This window comes from Flavobacterium aestivum (assembly GCF_026870175.2).
Classification (GTDB): Bacteria; Bacteroidota; Bacteroidia; order Flavobacteriales; family Flavobacteriaceae; genus Flavobacterium; species Flavobacterium aestivum.
The window spans coordinates 2,027,597-2,054,274 of the sequence record NZ_CP113977.2; the positions used below are offsets into that span (position 1 = coordinate 2,027,597).

Consider the following 26,678-nt stretch of genomic DNA (forward strand, 5'->3'; position numbering starts at 1 on the left):
ATACAAACCCATCCTGAATTAAAATTAGGATGGGTTTTTTATTATATATTTAAAGTATTTCGCCTTGAAATTTTTTACTTTTACGCCAATTAAAAAAGTAGCATGAGTAACATACTTGAAGTAAGTAAAGTAGTTAAGCGATACGGTGATTATGTGGCGCTTAACGAAGTTTCATTAACCGTACCCAAAGGAAGTATATATGGGCTTCTAGGTCCAAATGGAGCAGGGAAAACCTCTCTTATCCGAATCATTAATCAAATTACTTTACCAGATAGTGGCGAAATCATCCTTGATGGTGAAAAGCTTCAGCCTAAACATATACAGCATATAGGATATCTTCCGGAAGAAAGAGGATTGTATAGCACCATGAAAGTGGGAGAACAATGCTTGTATTTGGCACAAATGAAGGGTTTGTCTAAAGCAGAGGCCAAAAAGCAACTCGAGTATTGGTTTGATCGCTTGGGTATTCAAGGGTGGTGGAATAAAAAAATTCAGGAGTTGTCTAAAGGAATGGCACAGAAAATTCAATTTGTGGTTTGTGTTTTGCATAAACCTAAATTATTGATTTTTGATGAGCCTTTTTCAGGTTTTGATCCTGTGAATGCCAACGTAATCAAAGACGAGATTTTGGCATTGAAAGATGAAGGAGCTACAATTATTTTTTCGACCCACAGAATGGAAAGTGTCGAAGAATTGTGTGATCATATAGCATTGATTCATAAATCGAATAAATTGATAGAAGGAAAGCTAATTGACGTGAAAAGACAATTCAAAACCAATAATTTTGAAGTGGGTATTTTGTCGGACAATGTAGAGGGCTTAATGTTCGATCTTACTCAAAAATTTACTGTAGGTCAAGCCAATTTCAAATCAATTAACGACGAGATAAAATTAGAGATTCAACTCGGGAATGCTACACCAAATGAATTGCTAAATGTTCTAACACAACGCGGACAAGTAACCCATTTTGTTGAAAAAATCCCAAGTGTACATGATATCTTTATCCAAACAGTAACAGGATAGATTGATTGGATTGTTGTTTTTTTAATCGTGAAGTCTAAAAAACCAAAAATCGAACAATCCAACAATCGAAAGATCAAATAATCTAAAAATAGAATAATTTATATAAATGAGTATAATATCATTAATCATAAAAAGAGAGTTTATTGCCAAAGTACGCAATAAGTCTTTTATAGTTATGACTTTTTTAAGTCCATTGCTTTTTGTTGGTATTGCAGGGTTCGTAGCTTATTTAAGTTCTATGAAAGCTGATACAAAACGTATTGCTATTCATGATGAATCAGGTTTGTTTGTCAATGAGTTTGTGACTCAAAATGATAAAAACAGCGAATACAAGTACCTTGATTTATCAGCTATAGACCTAAAGTTTCTTAAGGACAGTATTGCCAATGAGGATTATGAAGGACTGCTTTATATACCAAAGACAAAAACAAACAAAGATTTAGAAAATAAAATCGAGTACATATCCAATAGTAGTCCAAGTATAGTTTTTATCGAAAAAACCCAAGCTGTTATTGCCGACAAGTTGACAAAATCGAATATGGAAATGGCTCATCTGGACACTTTGGCAATAAAAAATGCAAAGGCAGATATCAATATAAACTTGTCGAAAGCCTCTGGTGAAGAAAGTATTATAGGACTGAATGAAATAAAAATTGCAATTGGGGGAGCTTTTGGTTATCTCATCATGATGTTCATAATTATTTACGGAAATATGGTGATGCGAAGCGTTATAGAAGAAAAAACGAACCGTATTGTTGAGATTATCATTTCATCGGTAAAACCATTTCAGCTAATGATGGGAAAAATAATAGGAACTTCATTAGCGGGTTTACTACAATTTTTAATCTGGACTGTTATAGGTTTGTCTTTAATGTTTGCTGCATCGGCATTTTTTGGGGTGAATATTGGGCCGACTTCTAGGATTTCTCCGGAAATAATGCATGCAGCCCAGCAAGAGTTCACAGGAACGGCTCAATTGTATATCAAAGAATTATGGAATTTACCAATAGCCAGTATATTGGTTGGTTTTGTTGTATACTTTGTTGGAGGGTATTTTTTATATAGCTCTTTTTATGCGGCAATTGGTGCGGCAGTTGACAATCAGACAGATTCACAGCAATTTCTTTTGCCAATCATCATGCCATTGATGTTGAGTGTCTATGTTGGATTTTTTACGGTAATTAATGATCCTCATGGGACTATAGCAGTGATTTTCTCGATGATCCCACTTACATCTCCTATAGTAATGCTAATGCGTATTCCTTTTGGAGTGCCATGGTGGCAAATAGCAATTTCAGTATCTTTATTGTTTGCAACATTCTTTGGTGTGGTTTGGTTTGCTGCAAAAATTTACCGTGTGGGAATATTGATGTATGGAAAAAAGCCGACATGGAAAGAATTGTATAAATGGTTGAAGTATTAAGAAAACCAAAGTGAATTTGTTTTTCAGAACAAAGTATTTGTAGAGTAAAATAATTAAATAAAGGAGTTATTTATGTCAAAAATTCTAATTATAGAAGACGAAGAAGCAATTAGACGAGTATTAGTTAGTATACTGTCTGAAGAAAATGAGTCTTATCAAGTTGAGGTTGCGGAAGATGGCGTAGTTGGACTTGCTAAAATTAAAAATAGCGACTATGATTTAGTTTTATGCGATATAAAAATGCCTAAAATGGATGGTGTAGAATTATTGGAAGCTGCAAAAAAAGTAGATCCAGAGCTTCCTATAGTGATGATTTCAGGTCATGGTGATATGGAAACGGCCATTAATACTATGCGTCTTGGAGCTTTTGATTACATTTCAAAACCACCAGATTTAAACCGATTGTTGAATACGGTTCGAAATGCATTAGACAAGAAAAAGCTTGTTGTAGAGAATAAAATCTTAAAGAAAAAAGTTAGTAAAAAGCATGAAATAATCGGAAATAGCGAATCGATCAATCAGGTAAAAGTGATGATTGAAAAAGTAGCTAAAACCGATGCAAGAGTACTGATTACCGGGCCAAATGGAACCGGGAAAGAATTGGTTGCCCATCAATTGCACAATAATAGTGATCGATCTAATGCGCCAATGGTTGAGGTCAATTGTGCGGCAATACCAACTGAGCTAATCGAAAGCGAATTATTTGGTCACATCAAAGGAGCCTTTACATCGGCAGTAAAAGATCGCTTAGGTAAATTTGAAGTGGCAAATAAAGGAACTATTTTCTTAGATGAAATAGGAGACATGAGTTTGTCGGCTCAAGCCAAAGTGTTACGCGCACTACAAGAAGGTATAATTACAAGAGTGGGTGCAGACAATGATATTAAAATTGATGTTCGAGTTATTGCAGCAACTAATAAAAATTTAAAAACTGAAATAGCCGAAGGTCGTTTCCGTGAAGATTTATACCATCGTTTGGCCGTAATATTGATTAATGTGCCTTCGCTAAATGATAGACGTGAAGATATTCCGGCTTTACTTGAACATTTTGCAAAACAAATTGCTGCAGAACAAGGAAATGCTGTTAAGCATTTCTCGGTAGATGCAGTTAATTTATTGAAAGAATACGACTGGACAGGTAACATTCGAGAATTAAGAAATGTAGTAGAACGCTTGATAATCCTTGGTGGAAATGAAATTTCCGAAAATGATGTTAAAGCTTTTGCGAGTAAATAAAATTAATTTAATGATTTTAAAATTTAATGATTTAAAGATTTGGCATTTGTTTTAATCTTTTAATCTTTCCATTTTTTAATCTTTCAATCATAAGAAATGAAACTAAAAAAAATAAACGAAAAATTGCGTGAAGCCCTTGTTGAAAATGGTTTGACAGAAGCCAATACCATGCAACAAGAAACTTTTTCGATATTAAAAAGTGGTGCAGATGCCATTATTATTAATGAAAAAGGAAGCGGAAAATCTACAACTATTGTGATTAATGTAATTCAGCAATTGGTTTGTGAGGGAGAGGAATCACCTCGTGCATTGATCATGGTAGAGGACAAAGCAAAGATGCTTGAAATGGAAAAGCTCTTCGAAATATACGGACGTTACACGAACTTGAGAGTGTATGGCGTTCACGATAAAGGAGATATGGACTATGATAAAAATTATGTTTCGGCAGGTATAGATGTACTTATAGGAACTCCGAGTAAATTGAGTGATATGTTTTCTACTGCGGGGTATAATGTAAACCGATTGAGAATGTTTATTCTTGATGATGCAGATTCGATTTTGAAATTGCGTCATGAAACAAAAATCATGAGAATTTCAAATAGTATCGCCAAAACACAACGTATTATTTTTACGGATCAGCTTACGGAACGAATAGATATTCTGGCTGACAAAATGCTAGTGGAGCCTTATGTCTTTGATTTTAATGAAGAATATGATGAAGACGAGGAGGATTTCGATGAAGAGGAATTGGTAGATCAAGATGTTGATGATTTTGAAGAAGAAGATGAGGAAATAGATGATGATGAAGAATAAGTTATAGAGGCTGTATAGTGAAAGAAGGAATATAGAGCTTTAGTTTACCAACAAGAGAAATATAATTATAAAATAATAGTATTATGGGATTAATGAAAGTGTTTTCGGGAAGTGAGATTTTGGCTTTGGCTCTTCAAGAAAAAATAGAAGCTGCTGGAGTAGAAACTTCAATTAAAAATAACATCCAATCGGCTCGTTTGGCAGGTTTTGGAAACTCGGATTTGGCAGTTGAGGTTTTTATTCAAGAAACAGATTTCGCAAAAGCAAACCCTGTTATCGAAGAATTTAGGATGAGTATTTAATGAATACTAATCATTAAAATAATTTGAAAAACCTTGAGACTTAGTTAGAATCAAGGTTTTTTAGTGTTTATAATTAAGATGAAGCAAGCAAAATATAAAATGATAGTTTTAGATCTGGATGACACTTTGTTGACAGATGACCATAAAATTTCTGACGAGAATAAAGAAATGATTTTCAAGGCCCAAGAGTTGGGTGTTTATGTAGTTTTGGCATCAGGACGACCAACATCTGCCATGACAGGCTTTGCCAAAGAATTAAAATTGGATTTTTATAATTCGTATATGCTTTCCTATAACGGAGCAGTAATTACGGATTTAAAAGAAAATGAAATTCTTTTTGAACAAACCTTAACTAAGGAGCAAATCCATGAATTGTATGATTATAGTTTAAAGAGTAAAACGCATATCATTACTTACCTAAATGATGAGATTGTAAGTGAAACCAATTCGGAATATATTGATGTAGAGAAACACATCACAGGTTTAGAGCACAATAAAGTACCTAGTTTTAAGGCAGCTGTCAAGACTAATGCCGTAAAATGTATTTTGCTAGAAGAGCCTTCTTATCTCAAAACTGTTGAAGACGATTTGAAATTGGCAATGCCGCATTTAAGCGTTTCGATGTCAAAACCGTTTTTTCTGGAAGTTGCACAAAATGGAATTGACAAGGCGCACAGTTTAAAAATATTGGCTGAAAAATTAGATATCCATCAAAGTGAAATTATAGCAGTTGGGAATGCTGGAAATGATTTGACAATGATAGAATATGCAGGTTTAGGTGTTTGGGTAGAGAATGTAACTCCAGAATTGCGTGACAAAGGAGACCTTATAGTTGCTTCTAATAATAATCACGGTGTGGCTGAAGTAATCAAGAACTATATATTGAATTAAAAGATATAATAAACGGCATAAAAAAAACGTCTCATGGTTGATGAGACGTTTTTTTTATGGAAATTAAAATGTTATTTTTTAGCTACAGAGATGAAATAATTGTTTCCATCCCCAAGAGTTAATTTTACTCTTTCGTCACATACATCTATATTAAATTTACCATTGTCGTAGCAAGTACAAGTTGTTTTTTTGTCTTTTGACATTTCATTGTCACATTTTCCTGTTTTATAACCTGCCAATTGTGGAGTATAAAAAGAAACTAAATCTGTTGAAGCTGTCACTAATGAAATGATACTTGCCGAGTTGTCATTAGCAATACGGTAAACTATTCTATCAGTATAATTGATGTTGTCAACAGATACTTTACGGATGTAAGTGTAAGAAGTTGAAGAGGCTTCAACTGATTTTTCCTCAAATTTAAAGCCAAGAGCTCTGATGTCTAGATTGAATTTTTCTTGTGAATTATAACTCGCCCAAGTAGTCAAAGTACTAATCGTTGGAAAAGGATTTTTAGTAGCTATAGGTGCAGCTGCTGGTGTATTTTGAGCTTGTGAGCAAAGTGTAATAAATAGTAGGGAGATTGTGAGGTAGAATGATTTCATTTTGTGTTTGTTTATTTTAATATTGACCTACTCTTTATGGTTTTCGGCAGTCCCATTTATTGTTATTAGTATTGTACGTTTTGTTTCTAAAGTGTGATTTTTATAATGTTAAGGCAACTCTATCAAAATGCAACGCCTTTAATTTAATTCATTTCTTAAAACAGATTTTATCTGTTATTATTACTTACCCACTGAATTATTTTTTTAAATAATTTGTTATTTGAGATTTCGAAAACGGGACATTACAACTTTATTTTGTGTAAGATAAAGTTAGTACCGTTGAGTTGTTTTTGGAGGTGTGAAATTAATATTTAAATAAATAAGAACAAAACCTGTGAAAGGAAAAATTTCATTTTATTCTTATTCTTTTAAATTGATAGCACCTTATTCGTACCTATTTAATTGTGAGGTTAATATTCTAAAGGAGATTGTAAAAGTTGCATTTATGAGTTATCAGAAAAGAGGAGATGTAGCAATAATTGGGTTAAAATGCTTAGTCGATTTGCTTTTAATTCAGTAATTGCGACAAATTATTGAAAATTTAATAGATTGGTTTTTTAAAAACAAAGGAGCACTATTGCTAGTAACTCCTTATTTTGTTTTGTGATTTTTTAGAAAAATCTATTTAGCTTCATAAGTAACTTTGCTAATATCAACCGTCATTTCGTTTAGTCTTTTTGCAACATCCGCAGGCATTTCTTTTTGATATTGCCCGCCTAAAATTGAAGCTAAAAATTTTTCTGTTTCTGCAAACATGGCCATATTGTTAACTGGTTTTCTAAATCCATGACCTTCATCATCTGCCAAAAGATAAGTTACTTTTTTTCCTTTTTCCCTTAGAGCAATTGTGATTTGATCTGCTTCGGCTTTTTTAACTCTTGGATCGTTTGCCCCTTGAATGATTAATAATGGTTTTACAATTTTGTCTGCACTAAATAAAGGGCTGGCTTCGCGAATGCTTTTTTTGCCTTCTTCAGTATTTGGGTCTCCCACCATACCGTATAAAAATGCTCTTCCAGATTCCCAATAGGCAGGAATAGATTCTAATAAAGTAAAAATGTTGCAGGGACCAACAATATCAACACCACAGGCATACAAATCTGGGGTAAAGGCCAAACCTGCCAAAGTTGCGTAGCCACCGTAACTTCCTCCCATTATGGCCACTTTGTCTTTATTGGCGATGCCTTGCTCTATTAAATATTTTACACCATATGTAATATCGTCCTGCATTAATTTTCCCCATTGTAAGTCACCAGCATTTAAGAACTTTTTGCCATAACCTCCACTAGCTCTAAAGTTGGGTTGCAAAACGGCATAGCCTCTGTTAGCAAGAAACTGAGCATAAGAATTGTATCCCCATTGTACTCTAGGACCTTTTGGACCACCGTGAATTAGCATAACAACCGGTAGATTTTTGTTGCTTACACCAACCGGTAATGTTAAATAGGCGGTTATTTCTAATCCATCACTGCTTTTATAATGAACAGAGTTCATTTCTGCCAAATATTGTTCTACCTTTTTTAATTCAGGTCTTGGAACATATTGCAATATTAATTCTTTGGTTTCAGTATTAAAAAAATAGGCTTCGGATGCATATTTGTCTCCCGAAACGGCTATTAGAAACTTTTTATAATTCTTGGTTGCACTTTGAAAATCTACTTCTCTACCAGGGAATTTACTTTTTAGATAGTTATAATTAGTTTCCCATTCTTTGTTTTTCCAGTAGTATTGAGTTTTATCGTCTGTATATGAAGTGTAAATTATTTCTCTTGTGTTTTCATCCATAGATAAACTACCAAAATCTACTTTGTTGTTGGGATCACTTTCAATTTTGGTTAATTTATTATTTTCAATCTCTAATGTAAAAAGTGATGAAAGATTTAAATCTCCTTTGTTAGTAACCAAATAAGCTAGTTTATTGTCACGCGACCAACCGGCAATATAGGCTTGTTCTGTAACTGAGGTTTCATAAATTGGAGTCAAGGCTCCACTTGCTTTTTTATACATTACGGTATTTCCCTTTTCATCGGTTTTGGATAAAACTCTTAGATTTTCGTCCCAATCAAAATCATAGCCTGTTATTCTGTCTTTGTTTTCATAGATTTTGGTAAGCTGACCATTTGAAATTTTCAATTGATACAAATCATGCCAAGCTTTGTCTCGGTCATTTAACCCAACCATTAGTAGGTCTGGATTTTTTTTGCTTACAGTATGTATTTGGGCAGCAACATCTTTTAGAGGGGTTAGGTTTCTCGATTCAGGAATTTTTCCTACCGCCGTTTTATCAGTTGGATTCACTGCATAAATGTTCATGTTTTCATCACCATTTTTATCCTTTATATATAATATGTATTTGGAATCATCTGTCCAAAAATAGGTTTGCAAAGGTCTTTTGCTATCAGTAAGTGTAACCGCTTTTTCAAAAGGCTCATCAAATTTTTTAACCCAAATATTCATGATACCTTGATATTCTTTCATGAAAGAAATCCATTTTCCATCGGGACTTAATTGACCTCCCGCTATTTCGGGATTTCCAAAAAAAAGCTCCCTGTCTAATACAGGAGCTGCGGCTTGGTCTGTTTTGGTTTGAGCAATTATACTATTAACAGACGTTAGGAGTATAAAGAGGAATAAAGCAACTTTTTTCATACATTATGGTTTTAATTGGTTTGAGTTTTAGTGGTTATTTTGGAAAAAAAAGTTGTAAAATTTAGTCTTTTTATTTCTAGGTTTTCTTTGTAAATTTGCAACCGATATTTGCATCAATGTAAATATAATAAAAAATCACGTAAGTGATTGATTATCATTATGGAGAATAGAAAAAAAGTTGCTTTTTACACGCTTGGTTGCAAACTGAATTTTTCAGAAACATCAACCATTGCCCGTAATTTGGAAGATGAAGGTTTTGATCGAGTTGATTTTGAGGAAGTAGCTGATATGTATGTGATCAATACTTGTTCGGTTACTGAGAATGCTGATAAGCAATTTAAGCAAGTTGTGCGCAAAGCGATGAAATTAAATGATAAAGCTTTTGTAGCCGCTGTAGGTTGTTATGCCCAATTAAAACCAGAGGAATTAGCTAATGTTGATGGAGTAGATTTGGTTCTTGGAGCTACCGAAAAATTTAAGCTTGCTGATTATATCAATGATTTATCGAAGAATGATTTTGGAGAAGTGCATTCTTGTGAGATTGCTGAAGCCGATTTCTATGTAGGTAGTTATTCTATTGGTGATAGAACCCGTGCATTCTTGAAAGTACAAGATGGTTGTGATTACAAATGCACCTATTGTACAATTCCTTTGGCACGTGGAATTTCCCGAAGTGATGAATTGGAAAATGTGTTGAAAAATGCTTATGAAATTTCAAAACAAGATATTAAGGAAATAGTTCTAACCGGTGTAAACATTGGGGATTACGGAAAAGGGGAGTTCGGAAATAAAAAACACGAACATACTTTTCTGGAATTAGTTCAAGCTTTAGACAAAGTTGAGGGAATCGAAAGATTACGAATTTCATCTATTGAGCCTAATTTATTGAAGAATGAAACGATAGAATTTGTATCGAAAAGTAGAACTTTTGTACCACATTTTCACATTCCGTTGCAATCAGGAAGCAATGATATCTTGAAATTGATGAAGCGCCGTTATTTACGTGAAGTTTATACCGAAAGAGTAAATAAGATTCGTGAAGTAATGCCACATGCTTGTATTGGTGTTGATGTGATTGTGGGATTCCCAGGAGAAACAGATGAGCATTTTTTAGAAACGTATCATTTCTTGAATGAAATGGATATTTCGTATTTACACGTTTTTACTTATTCGGAAAGAGATAATACAGAAGCTGCCGAAATGGAAGGTGTTGTGCCTGCCAACGTCAGAGCAAAAAGAAGTAAAATGTTACGAGGTTTATCTGTAAAAAAACGTCGTGCATTCTATGAAAGTCAATTAGGAACTACTAGAACCGTACTTTTTGAAGGTGAAAATAAGGAAGGATATATTCATGGGTTTACTGAAAACTATGTAAAAGTAAAAACACCTTGGAATCCAGGTTTAGTAAACACTTTACACGAAATCAATTTAACAAAAATTGATGAGGATGGAAGTGTGAGAATGGAGTTCTTGAATGTTGAGGTTTAAAAGATAACTTTTTAACACAAAGAATAGGTTCTGTATAGAATTTTCTCTTTTAAATTGCCATAAAAATTATTGAATCTGCAAAATCTGAGTAAAACTTTTTACTTAGATTTTGCAGATTTTTGTTTTTGATAATCTGTTTTTCTTTAATTCTAAAATGGTTTGACTGATTTCTATCTCTCTTTCAAGACCATGTCAATACACATTACTGCAGCCATAATTAATTGTCTGTCAGTATCGTTTTCGGCAACTGTTTCTTTAATTTGAAGTACATAATTATCAGCAGTAGTAAAAAGTTCTTTACCAATTCCTGCCCATTTTTTGCTTACATGTGCCAATTCTGTGGTGTCTTTTGTAAATTTAAAATCCCATCCTTTCCATTCTCCTTGTAGTAAACAAACTGGTTTTTGATTTTTGTCGACTACTTCAAATTTACCGCCTATTGACCAAAATTTTTGTTTGAAATAACCAATTAATTGTTCTTTTCCGTTGTAAACTTCAACATCCGAGCGAAAGAATGTTACACCACGCTTTACACTCAAAACTTTCTCACCGGCAGTTGTACTTACCTCTACATTAAAAGGAGTCATGGTCTTGTATTTTGTAAATCGGAAGATTTTTGTAAAAATCCCAAGATTGTTCTCTCTGCAATTTAGAATCATTTGGTTGTTTTCGGGGTCATAAATATCATAATTATTTGCCGCTTTGAACATTCCTATATGCTCCTTAATTAGAAAAAGATTCTTGTTTAAAATTGGATTCATTGTTTTTTAAATTTTTTATTTAATGTTGAACAGGTAATTTTAATTTGTAAATAGTAGATTTTAATTCTTCGGTGTCATTGTCTTCGCAAAGAAGGAATTCGATTGTTTCATTATTTTTTGAGTATAAAGTAATGCCTTCAAATTTATGGGAATCAGTAATTTTTTTGATGAAATCGATTTTCATGGTTTCAAGATCGATGCGACCAACGAGGCTTCCCAATATTTTTCCGTCTTTATATGTAGAGTTAGAATCTTCGGCAGTAGCCAAAAAGTAAATTTTATCGTCTATCAAAATGGCATCGGTAAAACTGCTTCGAACTCCTTTTATTTTGGGTAGTTTGTAATCGTTGGAAAGGATGTTGAATTCGTTCATTAAGTTTTTTCCGTGAATGGTAAATACAACATTTTTTTTCGATTTTCCGTTGCCTCGATTGAAGAGAAACAAATTTTTTCCGTTGTAAATTGCTCCTTCTATATTGAAATCCTCAGGTTTTATTTCTCCAAAACTTTGCATAAGGGCATACAAATCTGTTAAGTCGGTTTTTTCGAGAATTGTTTTGTTTTTAGAATCGACTTGGATCATTTTTTTTCGGTTTTCGGATGAACCGGAACCAAAAACATATACACTATCTCCATAATGCGTAATGGCTTCAAAATCGGATTTGTCCTTTTTGGGTGTATTTTCCATTGGATTTTCCAACAATGCATGACGTTTTAGGTCTTTTGAATCTATGGAGTATTCATAAAGGTAACCACTATTGTCGCCTATGATGAATAAGTTATTGTCTTTGTAAATGAGTCCTGATGCTGAGCCAATTCCTATGATTTGAAATAAAAGCTCTAGTGTAAATTTTCCCATGATTTTATTTTGAAAACTGCAGCCATAGCCCTGATAGAAGTGTAAATCCTTTGCTTGCTTTCTTTAAGCAGGCAAAGATTGTAACGGATAGCAGGAATAGCTCCTTAAGATTGTTTAATTTGAAGATGCGAATATAAAAATTTTCTTATGATGATTTTCGCTCATGTAATTTTAATTTATGTCAAAAAATAGAAAAGAGGGAATGTTAATTTATTGTTTCTATTTTTGAAATTAATCAGTATTTTATTTGAGTTTTGATAATATTAAATTCATTTTCAGTTTATAATATGGAGGTTTCTTTGCGATGAAAATTATAACAATTTAACAAATGAAAAAAAGTATTCTATCGATGCTTGTGTTAGCATCATTACTATCATGTAACAATGATAAAAATGAAGATGAAAATCCTATCAACAGTACCGTTTTGACAAAAAACCAATCGGTAACTCCTGTTTTGTTGAAAAAACAAGCTGGTTTTGAGAACCTAGAATTATTTTCTATTATTAGTTCTGACGATGTTTTGGCAGGGAGTCCAAATTATGTTTTTGGTGGTTCTGCAGATGGTTCTGGATTGTTGAAAAATGAAGATGGGACTTTTACATTTCTAGTAAATCAAGAAGATAACTTTTCAGTATCTAGAATAACATTAGACAAAACATTTAAGCCGGTAAAAGGAGAATATTTATTGAATTCTAAAGGAGCTACTTGGAGATTATGCGGAGCTACTATGGCCACTCCTGCAGAGCATGGTTTTGGACCAACATATTTAACTTGTGGAGAATCTGGTGAAGAGTCTCGTACTCACGCCTTAAATCCTTATGGAGATGTTGGAACAGCTGGAGTTTCTAAAGAATTGGCAAGTTTTGGACGTTTGAGTGCAGAAAATGCTTTGCCTTTAAGAAAAACTGCTTTCGCTGGTAAAACTGTTGTAGTTATTGGTGATGACGATTCTGGAACGTATGGAGGTCAATTGTTCATGTATGTAGCTAATACGGTTGGAGATCTTACTAATGGATCTTTGTACATGATGAAAAGAAATGATGGTAATCAAAGAGAGAAAGATATGGTTACTGGAAAGGATTATCCTGTTTCTTTCGTGAAAATTGAAAATCATACTACTTTGACAGGAGCACAAATCAATGCTGCAGTAAATACTTTGTCTGCTATTAAATTTGGTAGAGTAGAAGATCTAGATTACAGAAAAGGTGGAGATGCTGCTGATCGTGAAATTTATTTTAATGTTACTGGTCAAAATATTACAGGAACAAACGCAGATGCTTCGAGAACTAAATACGGTAGAGTTTATAAATTGAATTTGGATGCTGCAAATCCATTATCAGGAACTTTACAAGTATTGCTTGATGGAGATGATCGTACAGGAATTGCTGGTAAATTTCAAAACCCAGATAACATTTGTGTGACAAAAAATTATGTTTATGTAGAAGAAGATGCTAATGGATATGGTGATGAAACACACGATGCTTATATTTATCAATACAACATTGCTACAAAACAACTTAAAGTGGTTGTAGAATTAGATCACCGTCGTACAGCGACTGACGCAGCCAAATATAATGTTGGTGGACTTTCTAAGTTTGGTGATTGGGAGTATGGAGCTTTAATCGATGTATCTGAGCAATTGGGTATTGATGATACCTTTTTGTTAAGTGTTCAGCCTCATACTTGGACTGGAGATAAATATAAAAACATTGATGGAGGAAATGGTCGTCCAAATGAAAATCAAGCGAGTCAAATTGTTTTAATCAAAGGATTAGCGAGATAAAATTTAAAGTTATTTAAGAAATCCACGGTTTCATTTTTTGAAATCGTGGTTTCTGTTTTTTTACTACCAAACGTTTTATATGAAATCGCCATGATTCCAAAATCCTAAATTGGAAAGAGGAATGGCGATACCATATTCCCTTAAAAAACAAATGTTATTTACATATGAAAAATATTGTTTTCTTTTTTATTCCTTTTTTATTGTTTTCATGTTCTGAATCAAAATCCAAAGCCGAGCAGGTTAATGATTTGTACAAATCGGATTTGGTTATTTTACAAAAAGACATTACTCAATTGCAGCATTTAGTTGAAGATGGAGCAACGCAAAAACAATTGCAAGATCAATTTTTAAAAGCACATCAAAGTTATAAAAGAGTCGAGTCTATAAGTGAATATTATTTTCCAGCAGTTTCTAAAGCGGTTAACGGTCCTGCTATTGATGAATATGAGGACGAGGATGGGAAAACAGTTCCTCCAGCTGGACTTCAGGTGATTGAGGAATTTTTTTTTCCAGTGTATGATAAGAATACTAAAAAAGAGATTCTAAAAGAAATTGGGATTCTCAATGCTAATTTGTATCGTTTGGAGATGATTTCAAAGAACAATGAGTTAACGGATTCTTCTGTTTTTGATGCGATGCGTTTACAGGTTTTTAGAATTATTACATTAGGAATTACAGGATTTGACTCTCCTATTGCTCTAAATTCTTTGACAGAAGCCACAATCTCATTGGAAGCGATTGAAAAACAACTTGCCATTTATGTAGAGAATGAGCAAACCCCAACTGTTTTAAAAATTATAAATGAAGGCAAAAACTATTTGCATAAAAATTCAAAGTTTAATGAATTTGACCGAGCTTATTTCATTACAAAATATTTGAATCCTTTGAGCAAAGCAATTTATGAAACACAGTTGGCTCTTAAAATTCCTTTTTTTAAAGAAAGCCGTGGGTTGAAGGCGACTACTCAAACATTATTTGATAAAAACGCTTTTGATGCTGAAGCTTTTTCAGGTTTTCCAGATTACAAAACGACAAAAGAGAAAATAGAATTGGGTAAATTATTGTTTAACGATCCTGTTTTATCTGGGAATAATACTCGTTCTTGTGCTTCCTGCCATTACGCAGACAAAGCTTTTACAGATGGTTTAGAAAAAGCCGTTTCATTGGATGGCAAAAAGATGATAAAAAGAAATACACCAACACTTTCTAACATTGCTTTTCAGCGTAGCTTTTTTTATGATTCAAGAGTAAATTATTTAGAAGATCAAGCAGTTGCTGTTATTACAAATGAAAATGAAATGCACGGTTCTTTGGAGAAATCAGCTTCGGATTTAAAAAAGAGCAAAAAATATGCTGCTAATTTTGAGAAAGCATTTCCAAATAAAGATATCACCGCTTTTTCCATCAAAAATGCTTTGGCATCATACATTCGATCATTGAGTAACTATGATTCTAAATTTGATGGCTATATGCGAGGAGAGGAAAAATTTAACCTTGATGAAATTGCCGGTTTCAATCTTTTTGCCGGTAAAGCCAAATGTGCAACCTGTCATTTTATTCCTTTAACAAATGGAACTGTTCCACCTAATTTTGACAGATCGGAGAGCGAAGTTCTTGGTGTGCCTGGAAAGAACAAAATGATAGACGGAGATTTGGGTAAATTTGATTTAACACATGCCGAAGTGAATCGCTATTCTTTTAAAACGCCAACAATTAGGAATATAGCTCTAACAGCACCTTACATGCACAACGGTGTTTTTAAAACTTTAGAAGAAGTGATTGATTTCTATGATGCTGGTGGGGGACAAGGCTTAGGATTTAATTTGCCTAATCAAACTTTGCCTGGCGATAAATTGAATTTGACACCGCTAGAGAAGAAACAATTAATAGCTTTTATGAAAACATTGACGGACAAAAAGTATTAAAAGAGAGGAAAAAATGATTTCATTTTTGACCTAGGTTTGCCTGTTAGAGTCAGATTTAATCGCTTTCAAATTCTAGAAGTCGGACGGTTTGAACCCGTTGGTCAATACCTCATTGTCGTTCATCAAACTAATTTTCATAGTGTTCTTAGTTTATGCTCCTTTGCATCAAATTAATAAACTATTTATCATGAAAATTAACAAATTATTGTTTTTGGTTAGCCTTACTTTAGGCTTTGTTTCTACGGGAATTAATGCACAATCTTCACTTCCAATTCATGTTGGTGTAAAAGGCGGAACAAATTATTCTTATTTGTCTTCATCCAATGGATTTGACTTAAAGGATGGAATGGGCTATTTTGGAGGTGCCATGGCACGATTTGATGTTGGGAAATTTTATATTCAAAATGAAATCTTGTTTAGCCAGAAATCTTCTAAGATTGAAAAAGCTCCTTTACTTGAGTCGCGTAATATAAAATGGAAAAGCATTGAGGTGCCATTGGTTGTTGGTTATAAATTGCTAGATCTTACTACTATGGATGTAAGAGTCTTTGGTGGAGGGGCTTATTCTTATGTTTTTGATGAAAGTATTTCGGGATCGAATCAGTTTAAAAACGAGAATAAGAAATTCAATAAGTCTAATATTGGATATCAGATTGGTGCAGGAATCGATGTATGGAAGTTCACTCTAGATCTAATTTATCAAGGAGGGTTAAGCAACGTAGGTAAAGACTTTAATTCTAAAGCAAATTCTTTTAGCTTAAGCATCGGATATTTTATATTATAACTTCCTTTTCATTGTTTAACCAAAATCAGCAGCATAGAATTAAAAGATTCTTTGCTGCTTTTTTAAAATATCGAGTTAATTTTGAACACAAAATTTCTCCTATTTGCTTATTCCCTTTTTTAGATGAACACAAAATATAAAAATAGACATTGGATATTTATAGTCTTTTTTTGGTTTATGCTAGGCATTACCATTTTTGCACAATTGATCGAAGATTTTGATATTATATCATCTGTTTATCAGATGATTTTAATTTTATCTTGTTCCAGTTTTTTGGCACATTATCTTAGTGATGTAATGCTTCCCAAAGCATTACGTAGAAATAAAATGCAACTATTTGCAATACAGGGTGTTATTGGTGTTTTGGTTTTGTCATTTTGCTTAGCATCGATTTATACTATTTTTTCAGATGCATCTTTAAGAATGCATCTATATCATATTGAAGGTAACATGAGTACGCTTGAGTTTTTATGGGCAAGATTTTATGGTAGCATTCCCGCAGCAATTTTAATTAATGGTACAGCTTGTGGTCTCAGATTTTATCAGGAACACAATGTTATTGAAAAGAATCATGCTCAGTTGCAACAAGCACATCTGGAGGCACAAATAAAAATTTTACAGGATCAAATTAATCCACATTTGATGTTTAATGTGCTAAATCACATTCATATTTTAATGCAAAGCAATGTGAAATTGGCATCTGTTTTACTGGTTCAATTTTCGGATATTTTGCGATATCAATTATATGAATGCAACAAAGAATATGTTTCAATATATCATGAAGTTAAGTATTTAAAAGATTTAATTGCTGTCGAAAAAACTCGATGGGGAGATGAATTGGAAGTACAAAGCAAATGGAATATTGAAGATGGACAACTCCAAATTGTACCGTTGCTTTTGGTGCCTTTAATAGAAAACGCTTTTAAACACGTTTCTCGATTACCCAACCAAAAGGGATATGTGTATTTATCCTGTGAACAGGAAAACAAAAAAATGCGTTTTAAAATCGAAAATTCTCATACGGAACAATATAAAGTTCCATCCAAAAGTCAAGGATTAGGTCTTGAAAATGTTCAAAAAAGATTAGAAATTCAGTACCCGGATCGACACGATTTAAAAATAGAAAAAACAGATTCGGATTTTACAGTGACGCTTGCTTTAGATTTAAATTAATAAAAAAAATATAAGATATGGCTATTAAATGCCTCGTAATCGATGATGAACCTATAGCGAGAAATGGAATTGTAGATTTTGTTACTAAGATTGATTTTCTTGAAGTGATAGGCACTTGCGCTTCGGCTCTGGAAGCCACGTCATTTATTCAAGATAAGCAGGTGGACTTATTGTTTCTGGATATTAATATGCCTTACCTCACAGGACTAGAATTTTTAGAGTCTTTAGATAATCCGCCATTAGTGATTTTTACAACGGCTTATTCTGAGCATGCTCTGGATGGATATCGTTTGCAAGTTGTAGATTATTTATTGAAACCTATTACATTTCAACGCTTTTATCAGGCTTCCTTGAAGGCTAAGGAGTGGCATCAAATGACTACATCTCCTAAACAACAAAATGAGCTTGATCCATTTTTGTATGTTCGTCAAGATGAAGGATTTCAAAAAATTTCTTGGGTAGATATTTTGTACATAGAAGGGATGCAAAATTATGCTAAGCTTCATTTTGTAGATAAGGTTCTTGTAATTCATCAAACCATGATTTCATTGGAGGGAACGCTTCCTACTGAGATTTTTTTTAGAATTCATAAATCCTTTTTGATAAATATTACACATATAGATTCAGTTTCAGGCGGACGTTTGTTTATCAAAGGACAAGAACTACCTATTTCAAGAACGCGTCGAGAGGCATTATTGAGAGAGGTAGTTTACAAGAATTTATTGAGTAGGTAGTTTTAAAATTTCCACTTAAGAGCTAGGGCTCCATATAATGTAGTAGTAAATTTTGGATCGGCTAGATCTTTTTCCTTAAAAAGGTCCTTTATTTTTCTACTATTGGTAGAGAAAGAACGGGCTAAGGTTGATCCTACAGTTGGCTCTAGTGTCCAATGTTTACCTAATTTTAGCTGAGGTCGGATGCCAGTAATAATTTGCTGGTATCCTAATAGCATTGATTTATTTGCTACGTTAGTTTCCGCTGTCATTCCACTTATTTCCAGAACTGCTTTTAAATCTAAATTTGGAGACATTCGATAGCCCAGTTCTAAACCTTCGGGAAAATTAATCCTAAAATGTAAAGCTTTCTGAGATTCCCAATTAAAATAAATTCCGGGAAGCACCATCGGAATTCCAAAACTATTGGTAAAAACGGGCCCCATACCAAAAGCCAAATTAGGATTGAATTGTTTTATAAAAATGGCACCACCTTGAACCAGTACATCATCTTTATTAATTTCTTCCATATCAGTATAAACACCAATGGATGCCATTACTAACAATGACCAAGAAGGGGAGATTGCTCGCATATGCTTGATCCCGATTTGAGCATTTAAGAGTTCCGAAGGAAAGAGTTGCGTAGCATAATTTTTATTCTCCATTTGAGCATAACTTCCTTGCAGGAAAACGGACCATAACCTTGGACGGTCATTTTTATCCTTTTTCATAGAAATGGGTACTTCTAAATTCATTTGGATTCTTTTGAAGTTACTTTCTGAGTCAGTTTTAAGACTGTCAATAGGTCGGACATAATTAGAAAAAGGGACATAATCTGCTTTGATTTCTCCTAATGTAACCGATTGTGACCTAACGGAGAATGTTGCTAAAAAAAATGGGAATACTAGATAAAGAATGTTTTTTTTCATGTTTTATTGATATTTTTCTGCGAATTACAGCGATGTATATCAATCCTAAAAAAACGTTTGACCAACGGTTATTCTTTGTTGACCAATGACTAAAAAGGGGGCAGTATTCTTTTTTCTAAAACTGAAAATTGCTCTTTGCATGAAGTTTTTGATAAAGGTTTTTAATTTGAGCTTGCTCCCAAAAAAGTCATTTTGGAAGCCCTGAAGTGCATCAATAAAAAAGAGGAAAATAAAAAAGCTATTGATTGCCTTTATGGAGACTTAAAATGATAAAAAAATAAGCTATTGATATTTTTTTCATAGTTTAATTTGAAAAGGTTCTCATTATATTTGCCAAAAACAAATTAAAATGAACATTTCGCAATACACCAAAGAATTCTCATATAATATTAGATTGGCTTATCCGGTAATTTTAGGAATGCTTGGGCATACTCTGATTGGTATTGTAGATAATTTTATGGTTGGAAATTTGGGGTCAACTGAGTTGGCAGCTGTGTCGTTGGGGAATAGCTTTATCTTTTTGGCTTTGGCAATAGGGATAGGTTTTTCTACGGCTATAACACCTTTGACTGCCGAAGCCGATGCCGAGAAGGACGACAAAAAAATCAGAACAACTTTTCATCATGGATTGTTACTATGTGCCATCCTAGGGGTGTCATTGTTTTTGCTAACGGTATTGTCTAAGCAATTGATGTATTTTATGAATCAGCCTCAAGCTGTAGTTACGCTAGCGGCTCCTTATATCGATTGGGTTGCTTTTTCGTTAATCCCTGTAGTGATGTATCAAGGATACAAGCAATTTGCAGATGGTTTGTCTTTTACTAAATATTCTATGTATTCGATTATTTTGGCAAATGTGGTGCATGTTGTTTTTAATTACGTATTGATTTACGGTTTTTGGATTTTTCCAAAATTAGGAGTTATAGGAGCAGCTTTAGGAACTGTAATTTCTAGAATTATGATGGTCGTTTTTATACATTTTCTAATGAAGCATAATGCCGTTATGAAACAGTATTTTAAAAACTTCACTTTTAAAGAAATAAAAAAATCAATCCTTAAAAAAATTATTGGGCTTGGTATTCCTTCGTCTATGCAAATGTTGTTTGAAGTAACTTTATTTACAGCAGCAATTTGGCTTTCGGGAACATTGGGAAAGAATAATCAGGCGGCGAATCAAATAGCATTAATATTGGCTTCATCTACGTTTATGGTTGCTATGGGATTGAGTGTTACAGCGATGATTCGAGTGAGTCATTCTAAAGGTGTTTCAGATTTTAAAAACTTAATAATTGTGGCACGATCTATCTTCTTGTTGGCTATAATTGTTGAAGCTTTTTTTGCATTAATTTTTGTGGTTTTTCATAAGTTTCTACCGCATTTGTTTTTGAACATGAAAGACCCAGCACAGGTTTTGGATAATGCCGAAATCATTTTTATTACTTCAAAATTATTACTGGTTGCTGCCATTTTTCAGATTTCAGATGGGATTCAAGTAGTTGTTTTGGGTGCCTTGAGAGGTCTGCAAGATGTAAAAATCCCAATGTATATTACTTTTGTGGCTTATTGGGTAATTGGCTTCCCAACTTCTTTTTACTTAGGAAAATATACAGATTTAAAAGCAATGGGTATTTGGATTGGCCTTTTGGCTGGTTTAACGGCAGCGGCTTTGTTTTTATACATTCGTTTTGCCCGTTTGACAAAAAAGTTGGTTTTAGAAAATTCTGACAAATAACAGTCTATAGTATTGTTAGACAATAGAAAATAAATAAAATTAGCGGACTTTGCTAAAACTTTGCGACCTTTGCGCTCAAATATACAAATATGGAACTACCAAAATTTTTGCTGGGAGACAATACTGATTTTCCAGATGATATCTTTATCATTCACTTGGACTACCCAAGATTTATCATCAATCTAAAAGACGATGAGGTTGAATTTTTGGAAGAAGCAGAGGATCTGGATGAAGCCGAATTGAATGCCGAAATGGAAGGACTGATTGTTCTTGCCAATGAATTTTATGACCGAGAAATAACTCGTTACGAAGAGTAATATTTTGAAGTTTGTTTTTTACGTTTTAGATACCCCCAATGAAAAAATTAAGTTTTTTAAAACCTGTTTTTAATTTTATTGCAATCGGATTACTAATTACAACTTTAAGCCGATTATTTTTGTTCTTCCTTTTTAAAGAAAGAGTAGTTGAAACTCCTGATTTTTGGTATATTTTTCCAATCGGTTTGCGAATGGATTTGATATTACTTTGTTATTTGTCCTTTCTACCAGCTGTTTTAATTACATTTTTGCCGAGTAAATGGCTGAAGTTTACCAATAAATTTTTGGTAGTTTACAGCTTTCTGTTTTTGTTTTTGATTCTCTTTGTAGAATTGGCTTCACCTGATTTTGTTAAGCAATACGATACAAGACCCAACAAGATTTTCCTGGATTATTTGATTTATCCTAAAGAAGTTGTCGGTATGCTTTTAAAAAGTTATCTGACATCAATTATTGTGACTTTTTTGATTCTAGGAGTGGTTCTTTATTTAGCTTTAAAAAAAGGGAAAAAGTATTTCTACACAACAAGCTCTGAATATAAATTCAAGTTAATGGTTTTTCCGTTACTTGCTTTTTTATTGTTTTTCGGTGCACGTTCAAGTCTTGTTTCAAAACGTCCGATTAATGGAAGTAATGCTGTTTTTTCAACAGATCAGCTAACAAATTGCTTAGGATTGAATTCTTTTTATACGGTGGCTTTTGCTGCTTATTCTCTTAAAAATGAGGCAAACACTGAGATGTATGGTAAAATGGATGAAGCCGAAGCTATTGCTCGTGTAAAGAAATACATGATTGCTGGTCCAAACGATTTTACCGATGCAGAAATTCCTTTTCTTCATGTTCAAAAGCCAGATGCGATTCGTAAAAAACCATACAATTTAGTTGTTTTTCTTCAAGAGAGTTTAGGGGCTGAGTATGTTGGGATTTTAGGAGGAAAGCCTCTAACACCGGAATTTGATAAATTGTCAAAAGAAGGGACACTTTTTACTAATTTATATTGTACAGGAACGAGAAGCGTTCGTGGAATTGAAGCAGTCGTAACGGGATTTTTGCCTTCGCCGTCAGAGAGTGTTGTTAAGCTAGGAAATTCGCAACAAGGATTTTTTACTCTTGCTGATGCTTTGAAACAAAAAGGATACGACACCAGTTTTATTTATGGAGGTATGGCGAATTTTGACAATATGGCTTCATTTTTTAATGGAAATGGTTTTGAGGATATTGTAGATCAGGAAGATTTTGAATCTGATGGGAATAAATATGCTTTTAAAGGTACTTGGGGATATTCTGATGAGGATTTAGCCACTAAAGCCAATAATTATTTTAAGGCTAAGGGAAATAAACCATTCTTTTCGTTAATGTTCTCTACTTCAAATCATGAACCTTTTGAGTATCCTGCTGGAAGAATAAAGCCTTATGACAAAAAAGTGGCAACTGTTAATAATGCTATGAAATACGCTGATTTTTCGATTGGGAAATTCTTCGAAATGGCTAAAAAAGAGGCTTATTTCAAGAATACAATTTTCATTGTAATTGCAGATCACAATACTAGAACGTATGGAAAAAATTTAGTTCCTATTAATAAATTTCATATTCCGGCATTTATAATGGGGCCTGGAGTTGCAAAAGGAGCCGTATATAGCAAATTGGCAAGTCAGATAGATATTCCGCCTACATTATTGGGTTATTTAGGGCTTTCATTTGAAACTCCAATGGTAGGAAGAAATTTAAATGAACTTGATTCTAAAATAAAAGGAAGATCTATCATGCAGTTTAATGATATTGATGCTTTTAGAGTAGAGAATCAAGTGGTAATTATGCAGCCAAATTTAAAACCGCTACAATTTGAGATTAAAAACGATACAACTTTGATTCCGGTAAAATTAAACAAAGAACTTGCAAAAGATGCTTTGGCACATGTTATTACAGCGGGTAATTTGTATAAAGAGAATAAATATAAATTAAGAGAATCCAAACTCTAACTTAAGGTTAGAGGATATGTGACTTTATAAATAAAATTAGAGAACTTTACGTTCAAATAGACAAATATGGAATTACCAAAATTTTTACTGGGAGACAATACAGATTTTCCGGATGACATTTTTATCATTCACTTGGATTATCCAAGATTCATCATCAATCTAAAAGACGATGAAGTTGAATTTTTGGAAGAAGCAGAAGATCTGGACGAAGCTGAACTGAACGCCGAAATGGAAGGACTAATTGTTCTTGCCAATGAGTTTTATGATAGAGAAATAACTCGTTACGAAGAATAATTATTTCTTCGTAACGATATAGTATATTCGGGTTAATCGGTCATTGTGCTTTTTGGAATCCAAAGGGACATGATTTAAATCGATGTACGATACCTTTTTTAGATTGTAATTCTGGAATTCTTTTTTAGAATCAACACGATCAGTCTCTATAGCCAATAAACCAAATTTATTTTCTGAAGGTAAGTTTGGTTTGTTGGTTTTTTCATTTAATAATATGGGTATGCTAAAACCGTAATCCCATATAATTTCGGGTGTAAAGGCATTTAATTCATAGGTTCGAACACCAAAAGACTTTTCTTCCTTTCTAATTTCTTTTGCACTGGCATAATCAGGATTCTTCAAAATGAGTTTGGTGAAGGGGATTCCAAAAACAACTACAGCTACTTGTACGGCTATAACTGCATAGAATACTTTTGCGAAGTTTTTATTTCTAAGGTTTGTAAATAGAAAATAACCTATTGCGAATAATGATAGGGTTAAGGCAATTAGCCAAAATTCAAATCCTGCAATATCATTTTTTACTTTAATAAAAACCCCAACTGGAATAACAACACAAATGATTGCTATAAGACCAAAAGCGAAATAAATAATTCCTTTTTCCTTTTTTAAGCTGATATTTTTAAAATTGTTAATCAAGTACTCAATATAAAAACCAGTATTCAAAGCCATTGGGATTAATACAGGCAATAAGTATCTAGATTTTTTTTCGGGTACTATAGATAGCAAAATGACTGAAGCCAATGTCCATATCAACGTAAATTGATAAGTTTTTAGATTACTGACTCTGTTTTTTAAATAGGGATACATTAATGCTATAAATGCTGGAACTGTCCAAATGCCGCTTTGGGTAAAAAAGCTCCAGTAATAATAAAAAGGTCTGGTGTTATAATTTCCCCATCGGCTGCTTTCTATTTTGGTAACTTTTAAGTAGGTTGCCGGGTCAGCCCATTTTACATACAAAGGCCATGATAAGCCAATAATTAAGCCTAATGCAAGAATTAGTATGAGGTATAATTTTTTGTCTTTTAATTGAAACTTATAGGTAAAACCATACGCAATTAAAAAAGGCAATAATAAAGCATAAACAGAAATTGGCCCTTTGCTTAAAAACGAGAACCCAAAGAACAAGCCTGCCATGACAGCATTAAAAAGAGGTTTCTTAGAATCATTTAATAAATCCCATAAAAATAGTATACAAACAATCATAAAACTATGGGTGTACATATCCCATTGGTTGTCTCTTCCTGCAAAATAAATATAGAAAGAGGTTATTAAAATCAGTCCGTTATGGAAGCTTTGTTGTTTGGATAAACCTAATTTTTCTGAAAGTTTATAAAACCCAAATACAAGTAATAATGTAATTAATGCAACAGGGATTCGCATTCCGTAAACGCTGTCAAATCCAAAAATGATTCCTGAAATAGCGGTTAACCAAGTTGGTAATGGTGGTTTTTCATAGCGAGGTAAGTCATTGAGAGTTGTGAGTATCCAATGATTGTGGGTCGCCATTTCTCTGGCAGTGATGAAGTTTCTGGCTTCCATGATGTTTACTTCAATAACATCTAAATGTGGGAAAAGCATCAGGCAGGCTACAACAAAAAGCCAAAAAGTATAATTATGCATTAATTTTGACATCTTTTTTTATGATTATTATATTTCGGGAATAAATGACTAAACCTATGGCGTGGCCTGCTAATAGCACAGGGTCTTTTCGGATTATGGCATAAACGAATATGATAAAGGATCCTGTTAAACTTATAATCCAAAAGCCTAATGGCAAAACGGAATCTTTTTTCTTTTCAGAATAAATCCATTGATAGACAAAACGCAATGTAAACAATACTTGACCTACGATACCGGTCCAAAGCAACCATTTTGGTATTGCTTCGTTCCTTAATAGGTTGTCTAAATCATAGACATTATTATTGTGGGAGTACCAAACTATAAAAACGGGAAATAAAAGTATGAACCATCGGAGTGCTACATGTATTTTTTTCCAGTCATTTTGTAACTGAATGTTTCTGATGTAAATGTAATAGGTGATTGTTTGCCCTAGCATAATCGAGAAATCATGTCTGAAATAACCATATACAAATAATAAAAAAGAGGCAAATAAACTGATTTCCCAAAATAGGACAGGAGTCAATACCTTTTTGTTTTTTTCTGAAATAATCCATTGCAAAATCATTCTGCTCGAAAATAAAATTTGAGCAATGAATCCTATCGAATAAATAAAGATGTTATTCATTATCCTTGTTTTGCTACGCTATAATTGATGTATTTTTTCTTCATCCATAAATAAGCAAAACAATCTTGTAATGGCCCCAATAATCGATTCCAAAGATTGAATTTAGAAACACCGGCAACTCTAGGAAAATGCCTTACGGGTGTTTGTTTGATTTTGCCATTTTGCAATAAAATCATTGCAGGCAAAAAGCGGTGTAAACCATTGAACATTGGGATTTTCTTGGCCATATCTGTTCGGATTATTTTTAAGGGACAACCTGTGTCATCCATACCATCATCTGTAAAAGCTCTTCGGATACCATTGGCAATAGTAGAAGACATGTTTTTGACAAAGGAATCTTTTCTGTTAGAACGTACTCCGGTTACAAGATCATATTCGCCTGCAAGTTCCATTAGAATATTAAAATCTTCTGGGCTAGTTTGTAAATCGGCATCTATGTATCCAATCCAAGGAGTGTCAGCACAGTCAAAACCAGCTTTGATAGCCGCACTTAAACCAGCATTTCTTTCGAAAGATATAAAAGTGAATTCTTCGGTGTCTTTACAGATTTTTTCAATTAGGGTTTGGCTATTGTCTTTGGAACCATCATTGACAAATAGGATTTTTGTCTTTTTTTTAGCAATAGGTAGAAATTGTTTCATTTCTTGATGCACACGATCTAGATTGTCTTCCTCATTATAGACCGGTATGATGATTGTTAATTCAAAATTCATATAGATATAGTTTATAGTAAAAGTATTTTATTTTGAGAAGA

At 33.2% G+C, this 26,678-nt stretch carries 24 protein-coding genes; 16 read left to right on the forward strand and 8 right to left on the reverse strand.

Going from position 1 to position 26,678, the window contains the following annotated elements; all coding sequences use genetic code 11:
- The first annotated feature begins 102 nt into the window (after positions 1-102).
- The 6 genes from OZP08_RS08760 (at position 103) to OZP08_RS08785 (ending at position 5,688) form a co-directional block, all read left to right on the forward strand.
- Positions 103-1,023, forward strand: coding sequence for an ABC transporter ATP-binding protein (locus tag OZP08_RS08760; RefSeq protein ID WP_268849249.1), 921 nt, complete (start codon positions 103-105; stop codon positions 1,021-1,023).
- A 106-nt stretch (positions 1,024-1,129) separates the two neighbouring features.
- Entirely contained in the window at positions 1,130-2,446 is a 1,317-nt protein-coding gene (locus OZP08_RS08765; RefSeq protein WP_268849250.1) for an ABC transporter permease, read from the forward strand.
- A 72-nt stretch (positions 2,447-2,518) separates the two neighbouring features.
- Complete coding sequence (locus OZP08_RS08770; protein WP_281323500.1) at positions 2,519-3,682, forward strand: sigma-54-dependent transcriptional regulator; 1,164 nt, start codon at positions 2,519-2,521, stop codon at positions 3,680-3,682.
- Between the two features lie 96 nt (positions 3,683-3,778).
- Entirely contained in the window at positions 3,779-4,495 is a 717-nt protein-coding gene (locus tag OZP08_RS08775) for a DEAD/DEAH box helicase (protein ID WP_268849252.1), read from the forward strand.
- A gap of 83 nt (positions 4,496-4,578) precedes the next feature.
- Entirely contained in the window at positions 4,579-4,797 is a 219-nt protein-coding gene (locus tag OZP08_RS08780) for a putative signal transducing protein (RefSeq protein ID WP_268849253.1), read from the forward strand.
- 99 nt (positions 4,798-4,896) lie between these two features.
- Positions 4,897-5,688, forward strand: a complete 792-nt coding sequence (locus OZP08_RS08785; protein WP_281323501.1) for a Cof-type HAD-IIB family hydrolase — start codon at positions 4,897-4,899, stop codon at positions 5,686-5,688.
- A 71-nt stretch (positions 5,689-5,759) separates the two neighbouring features.
- Here OZP08_RS08785 and OZP08_RS08790 read toward each other — a convergent pair whose 3' ends face one another.
- Together OZP08_RS08790 and OZP08_RS08795 are read right to left on the reverse strand one after the other, a co-directional pair.
- On the reverse strand, positions 5,760-6,290 hold the full coding sequence (locus tag OZP08_RS08790; protein ID WP_268849255.1) for a hypothetical protein: 531 nt from the start codon (positions 6,288-6,290) through the stop codon (positions 5,760-5,762).
- A gap of 621 nt (positions 6,291-6,911) precedes the next feature.
- A complete protein-coding gene (locus OZP08_RS08795) occupies positions 6,912-8,939 on the reverse strand; it encodes a S9 family peptidase (protein ID WP_281323502.1) in 2,028 nt (675 codons plus the stop codon).
- A 159-nt stretch (positions 8,940-9,098) separates the two neighbouring features.
- Between OZP08_RS08795 and mtaB the strand changes: the two genes are divergently transcribed.
- Entirely contained in the window at positions 9,099-10,427 is a 1,329-nt protein-coding gene (gene mtaB, locus OZP08_RS08800) for a tRNA (N(6)-L-threonylcarbamoyladenosine(37)-C(2))-methylthiotransferase MtaB (protein WP_268849260.1), read from the forward strand.
- A gap of 170 nt (positions 10,428-10,597) precedes the next feature.
- On the opposite strand, the gene OZP08_RS08805 is transcribed toward mtaB, so the two are convergent.
- Both OZP08_RS08805 and OZP08_RS08810 read right to left on the reverse strand, forming a co-directional pair.
- Positions 10,598-11,188 (reverse strand): LURP-one-related family protein, encoded by a 591-nt coding sequence (locus tag OZP08_RS08805; RefSeq protein WP_268849261.1) that lies wholly within the window; start codon positions 11,186-11,188, stop codon positions 10,598-10,600.
- Positions 11,189-11,207: 19 nt separating this feature from the next.
- Positions 11,208-12,047, reverse strand: coding sequence for a DUF6929 family protein (locus tag OZP08_RS08810; RefSeq protein ID WP_268849262.1), 840 nt, complete (start codon positions 12,045-12,047; stop codon positions 11,208-11,210).
- Positions 12,048-12,375: 328 nt separating this feature from the next.
- On the opposite strand from OZP08_RS08810, the gene OZP08_RS08815 reads away from it, so the two are divergent.
- From OZP08_RS08815 to OZP08_RS08835, 5 genes are all read left to right on the forward strand, one after another.
- Complete coding sequence (locus OZP08_RS08815) at positions 12,376-13,830, forward strand: hypothetical protein (protein WP_281323503.1); 1,455 nt, start codon at positions 12,376-12,378, stop codon at positions 13,828-13,830.
- A gap of 164 nt (positions 13,831-13,994) precedes the next feature.
- Positions 13,995-15,755 carry a cytochrome-c peroxidase gene (locus OZP08_RS08820; RefSeq protein ID WP_281323504.1) on the forward strand — a complete coding sequence of 587 codons (1,761 nt, stop codon included), beginning with the start codon at positions 13,995-13,997 and terminating at the stop codon, positions 15,753-15,755.
- 187 nt (positions 15,756-15,942) lie between these two features.
- On the forward strand, positions 15,943-16,539 hold the full coding sequence (locus OZP08_RS08825) for a porin family protein (protein WP_268849266.1): 597 nt from the start codon (positions 15,943-15,945) through the stop codon (positions 16,537-16,539).
- A 123-nt stretch (positions 16,540-16,662) separates the two neighbouring features.
- Positions 16,663-17,712, forward strand: a complete 1,050-nt coding sequence (locus OZP08_RS08830) for a sensor histidine kinase (protein ID WP_281323505.1) — start codon at positions 16,663-16,665, stop codon at positions 17,710-17,712.
- A 17-nt stretch (positions 17,713-17,729) separates the two neighbouring features.
- On the forward strand, positions 17,730-18,446 hold the full coding sequence (locus OZP08_RS08835; protein ID WP_281323506.1) for a LytR/AlgR family response regulator transcription factor: 717 nt from the start codon (positions 17,730-17,732) through the stop codon (positions 18,444-18,446).
- 2 nt (positions 18,447-18,448) lie between these two features.
- Here the strand turns inward: OZP08_RS08835 and OZP08_RS08840 are convergent, their stop codons facing one another.
- Positions 18,449-19,354 (reverse strand): DUF6268 family outer membrane beta-barrel protein, encoded by a 906-nt coding sequence (locus OZP08_RS08840; RefSeq protein ID WP_281323507.1) that lies wholly within the window; start codon positions 19,352-19,354, stop codon positions 18,449-18,451.
- A gap of 349 nt (positions 19,355-19,703) precedes the next feature.
- Between OZP08_RS08840 and OZP08_RS08845 the strand changes: the two genes are divergently transcribed.
- The 4 genes from OZP08_RS08845 to OZP08_RS08860 all read left to right on the forward strand — a co-directional run bounded on the left by OZP08_RS08845 (position 19,704) and on the right by OZP08_RS08860 (position 23,676).
- Positions 19,704-21,086 (forward strand): MATE family efflux transporter, encoded by a 1,383-nt coding sequence (locus OZP08_RS08845; protein WP_268849270.1) that lies wholly within the window; start codon positions 19,704-19,706, stop codon positions 21,084-21,086.
- An 89-nt stretch (positions 21,087-21,175) separates the two neighbouring features.
- A complete protein-coding gene (locus OZP08_RS08850) occupies positions 21,176-21,403 on the forward strand; it encodes a DUF8828 family protein (protein WP_268849271.1) in 228 nt (75 codons plus the stop codon).
- Positions 21,404-21,441: 38 nt separating this feature from the next.
- Positions 21,442-23,382: an LTA synthase family protein gene (locus OZP08_RS08855; RefSeq protein WP_281323508.1), complete on the forward strand. Its 1,941-nt coding sequence runs from the start codon at positions 21,442-21,444 to the stop codon at positions 23,380-23,382.
- Between the two features lie 66 nt (positions 23,383-23,448).
- Complete coding sequence (locus OZP08_RS08860; RefSeq protein WP_268849271.1) at positions 23,449-23,676, forward strand: DUF8828 family protein; 228 nt, start codon at positions 23,449-23,451, stop codon at positions 23,674-23,676.
- Here OZP08_RS08860 and OZP08_RS08865 read toward each other — a convergent pair whose 3' ends face one another.
- Genes OZP08_RS08865 through OZP08_RS08875 form a run of 3 tightly spaced genes read right to left on the reverse strand, consistent with a single transcriptional unit; the run spans position 23,677 to position 26,637 of the window.
- Positions 23,677-25,311 carry an ArnT family glycosyltransferase gene (locus OZP08_RS08865; RefSeq protein WP_281323509.1) on the reverse strand — a complete coding sequence of 545 codons (1,635 nt, stop codon included), beginning with the start codon at positions 25,309-25,311 and terminating at the stop codon, positions 23,677-23,679.
- Positions 25,292-25,924 carry a lipid-A-disaccharide synthase N-terminal domain-containing protein gene (locus OZP08_RS08870; RefSeq protein ID WP_268849275.1) on the reverse strand — a complete coding sequence of 211 codons (633 nt, stop codon included), beginning with the start codon at positions 25,922-25,924 and terminating at the stop codon, positions 25,292-25,294. The genes OZP08_RS08865 and OZP08_RS08870 overlap by 20 nt, the downstream gene beginning before the upstream one ends.
- Positions 25,924-26,637, reverse strand: coding sequence for a glycosyltransferase family 2 protein (locus OZP08_RS08875; RefSeq protein WP_281323510.1), 714 nt, complete (start codon positions 26,635-26,637; stop codon positions 25,924-25,926). The genes OZP08_RS08870 and OZP08_RS08875 overlap by 1 nt, the downstream gene beginning before the upstream one ends.
- Positions 26,638-26,678: the final 41 nt, after the last annotated feature.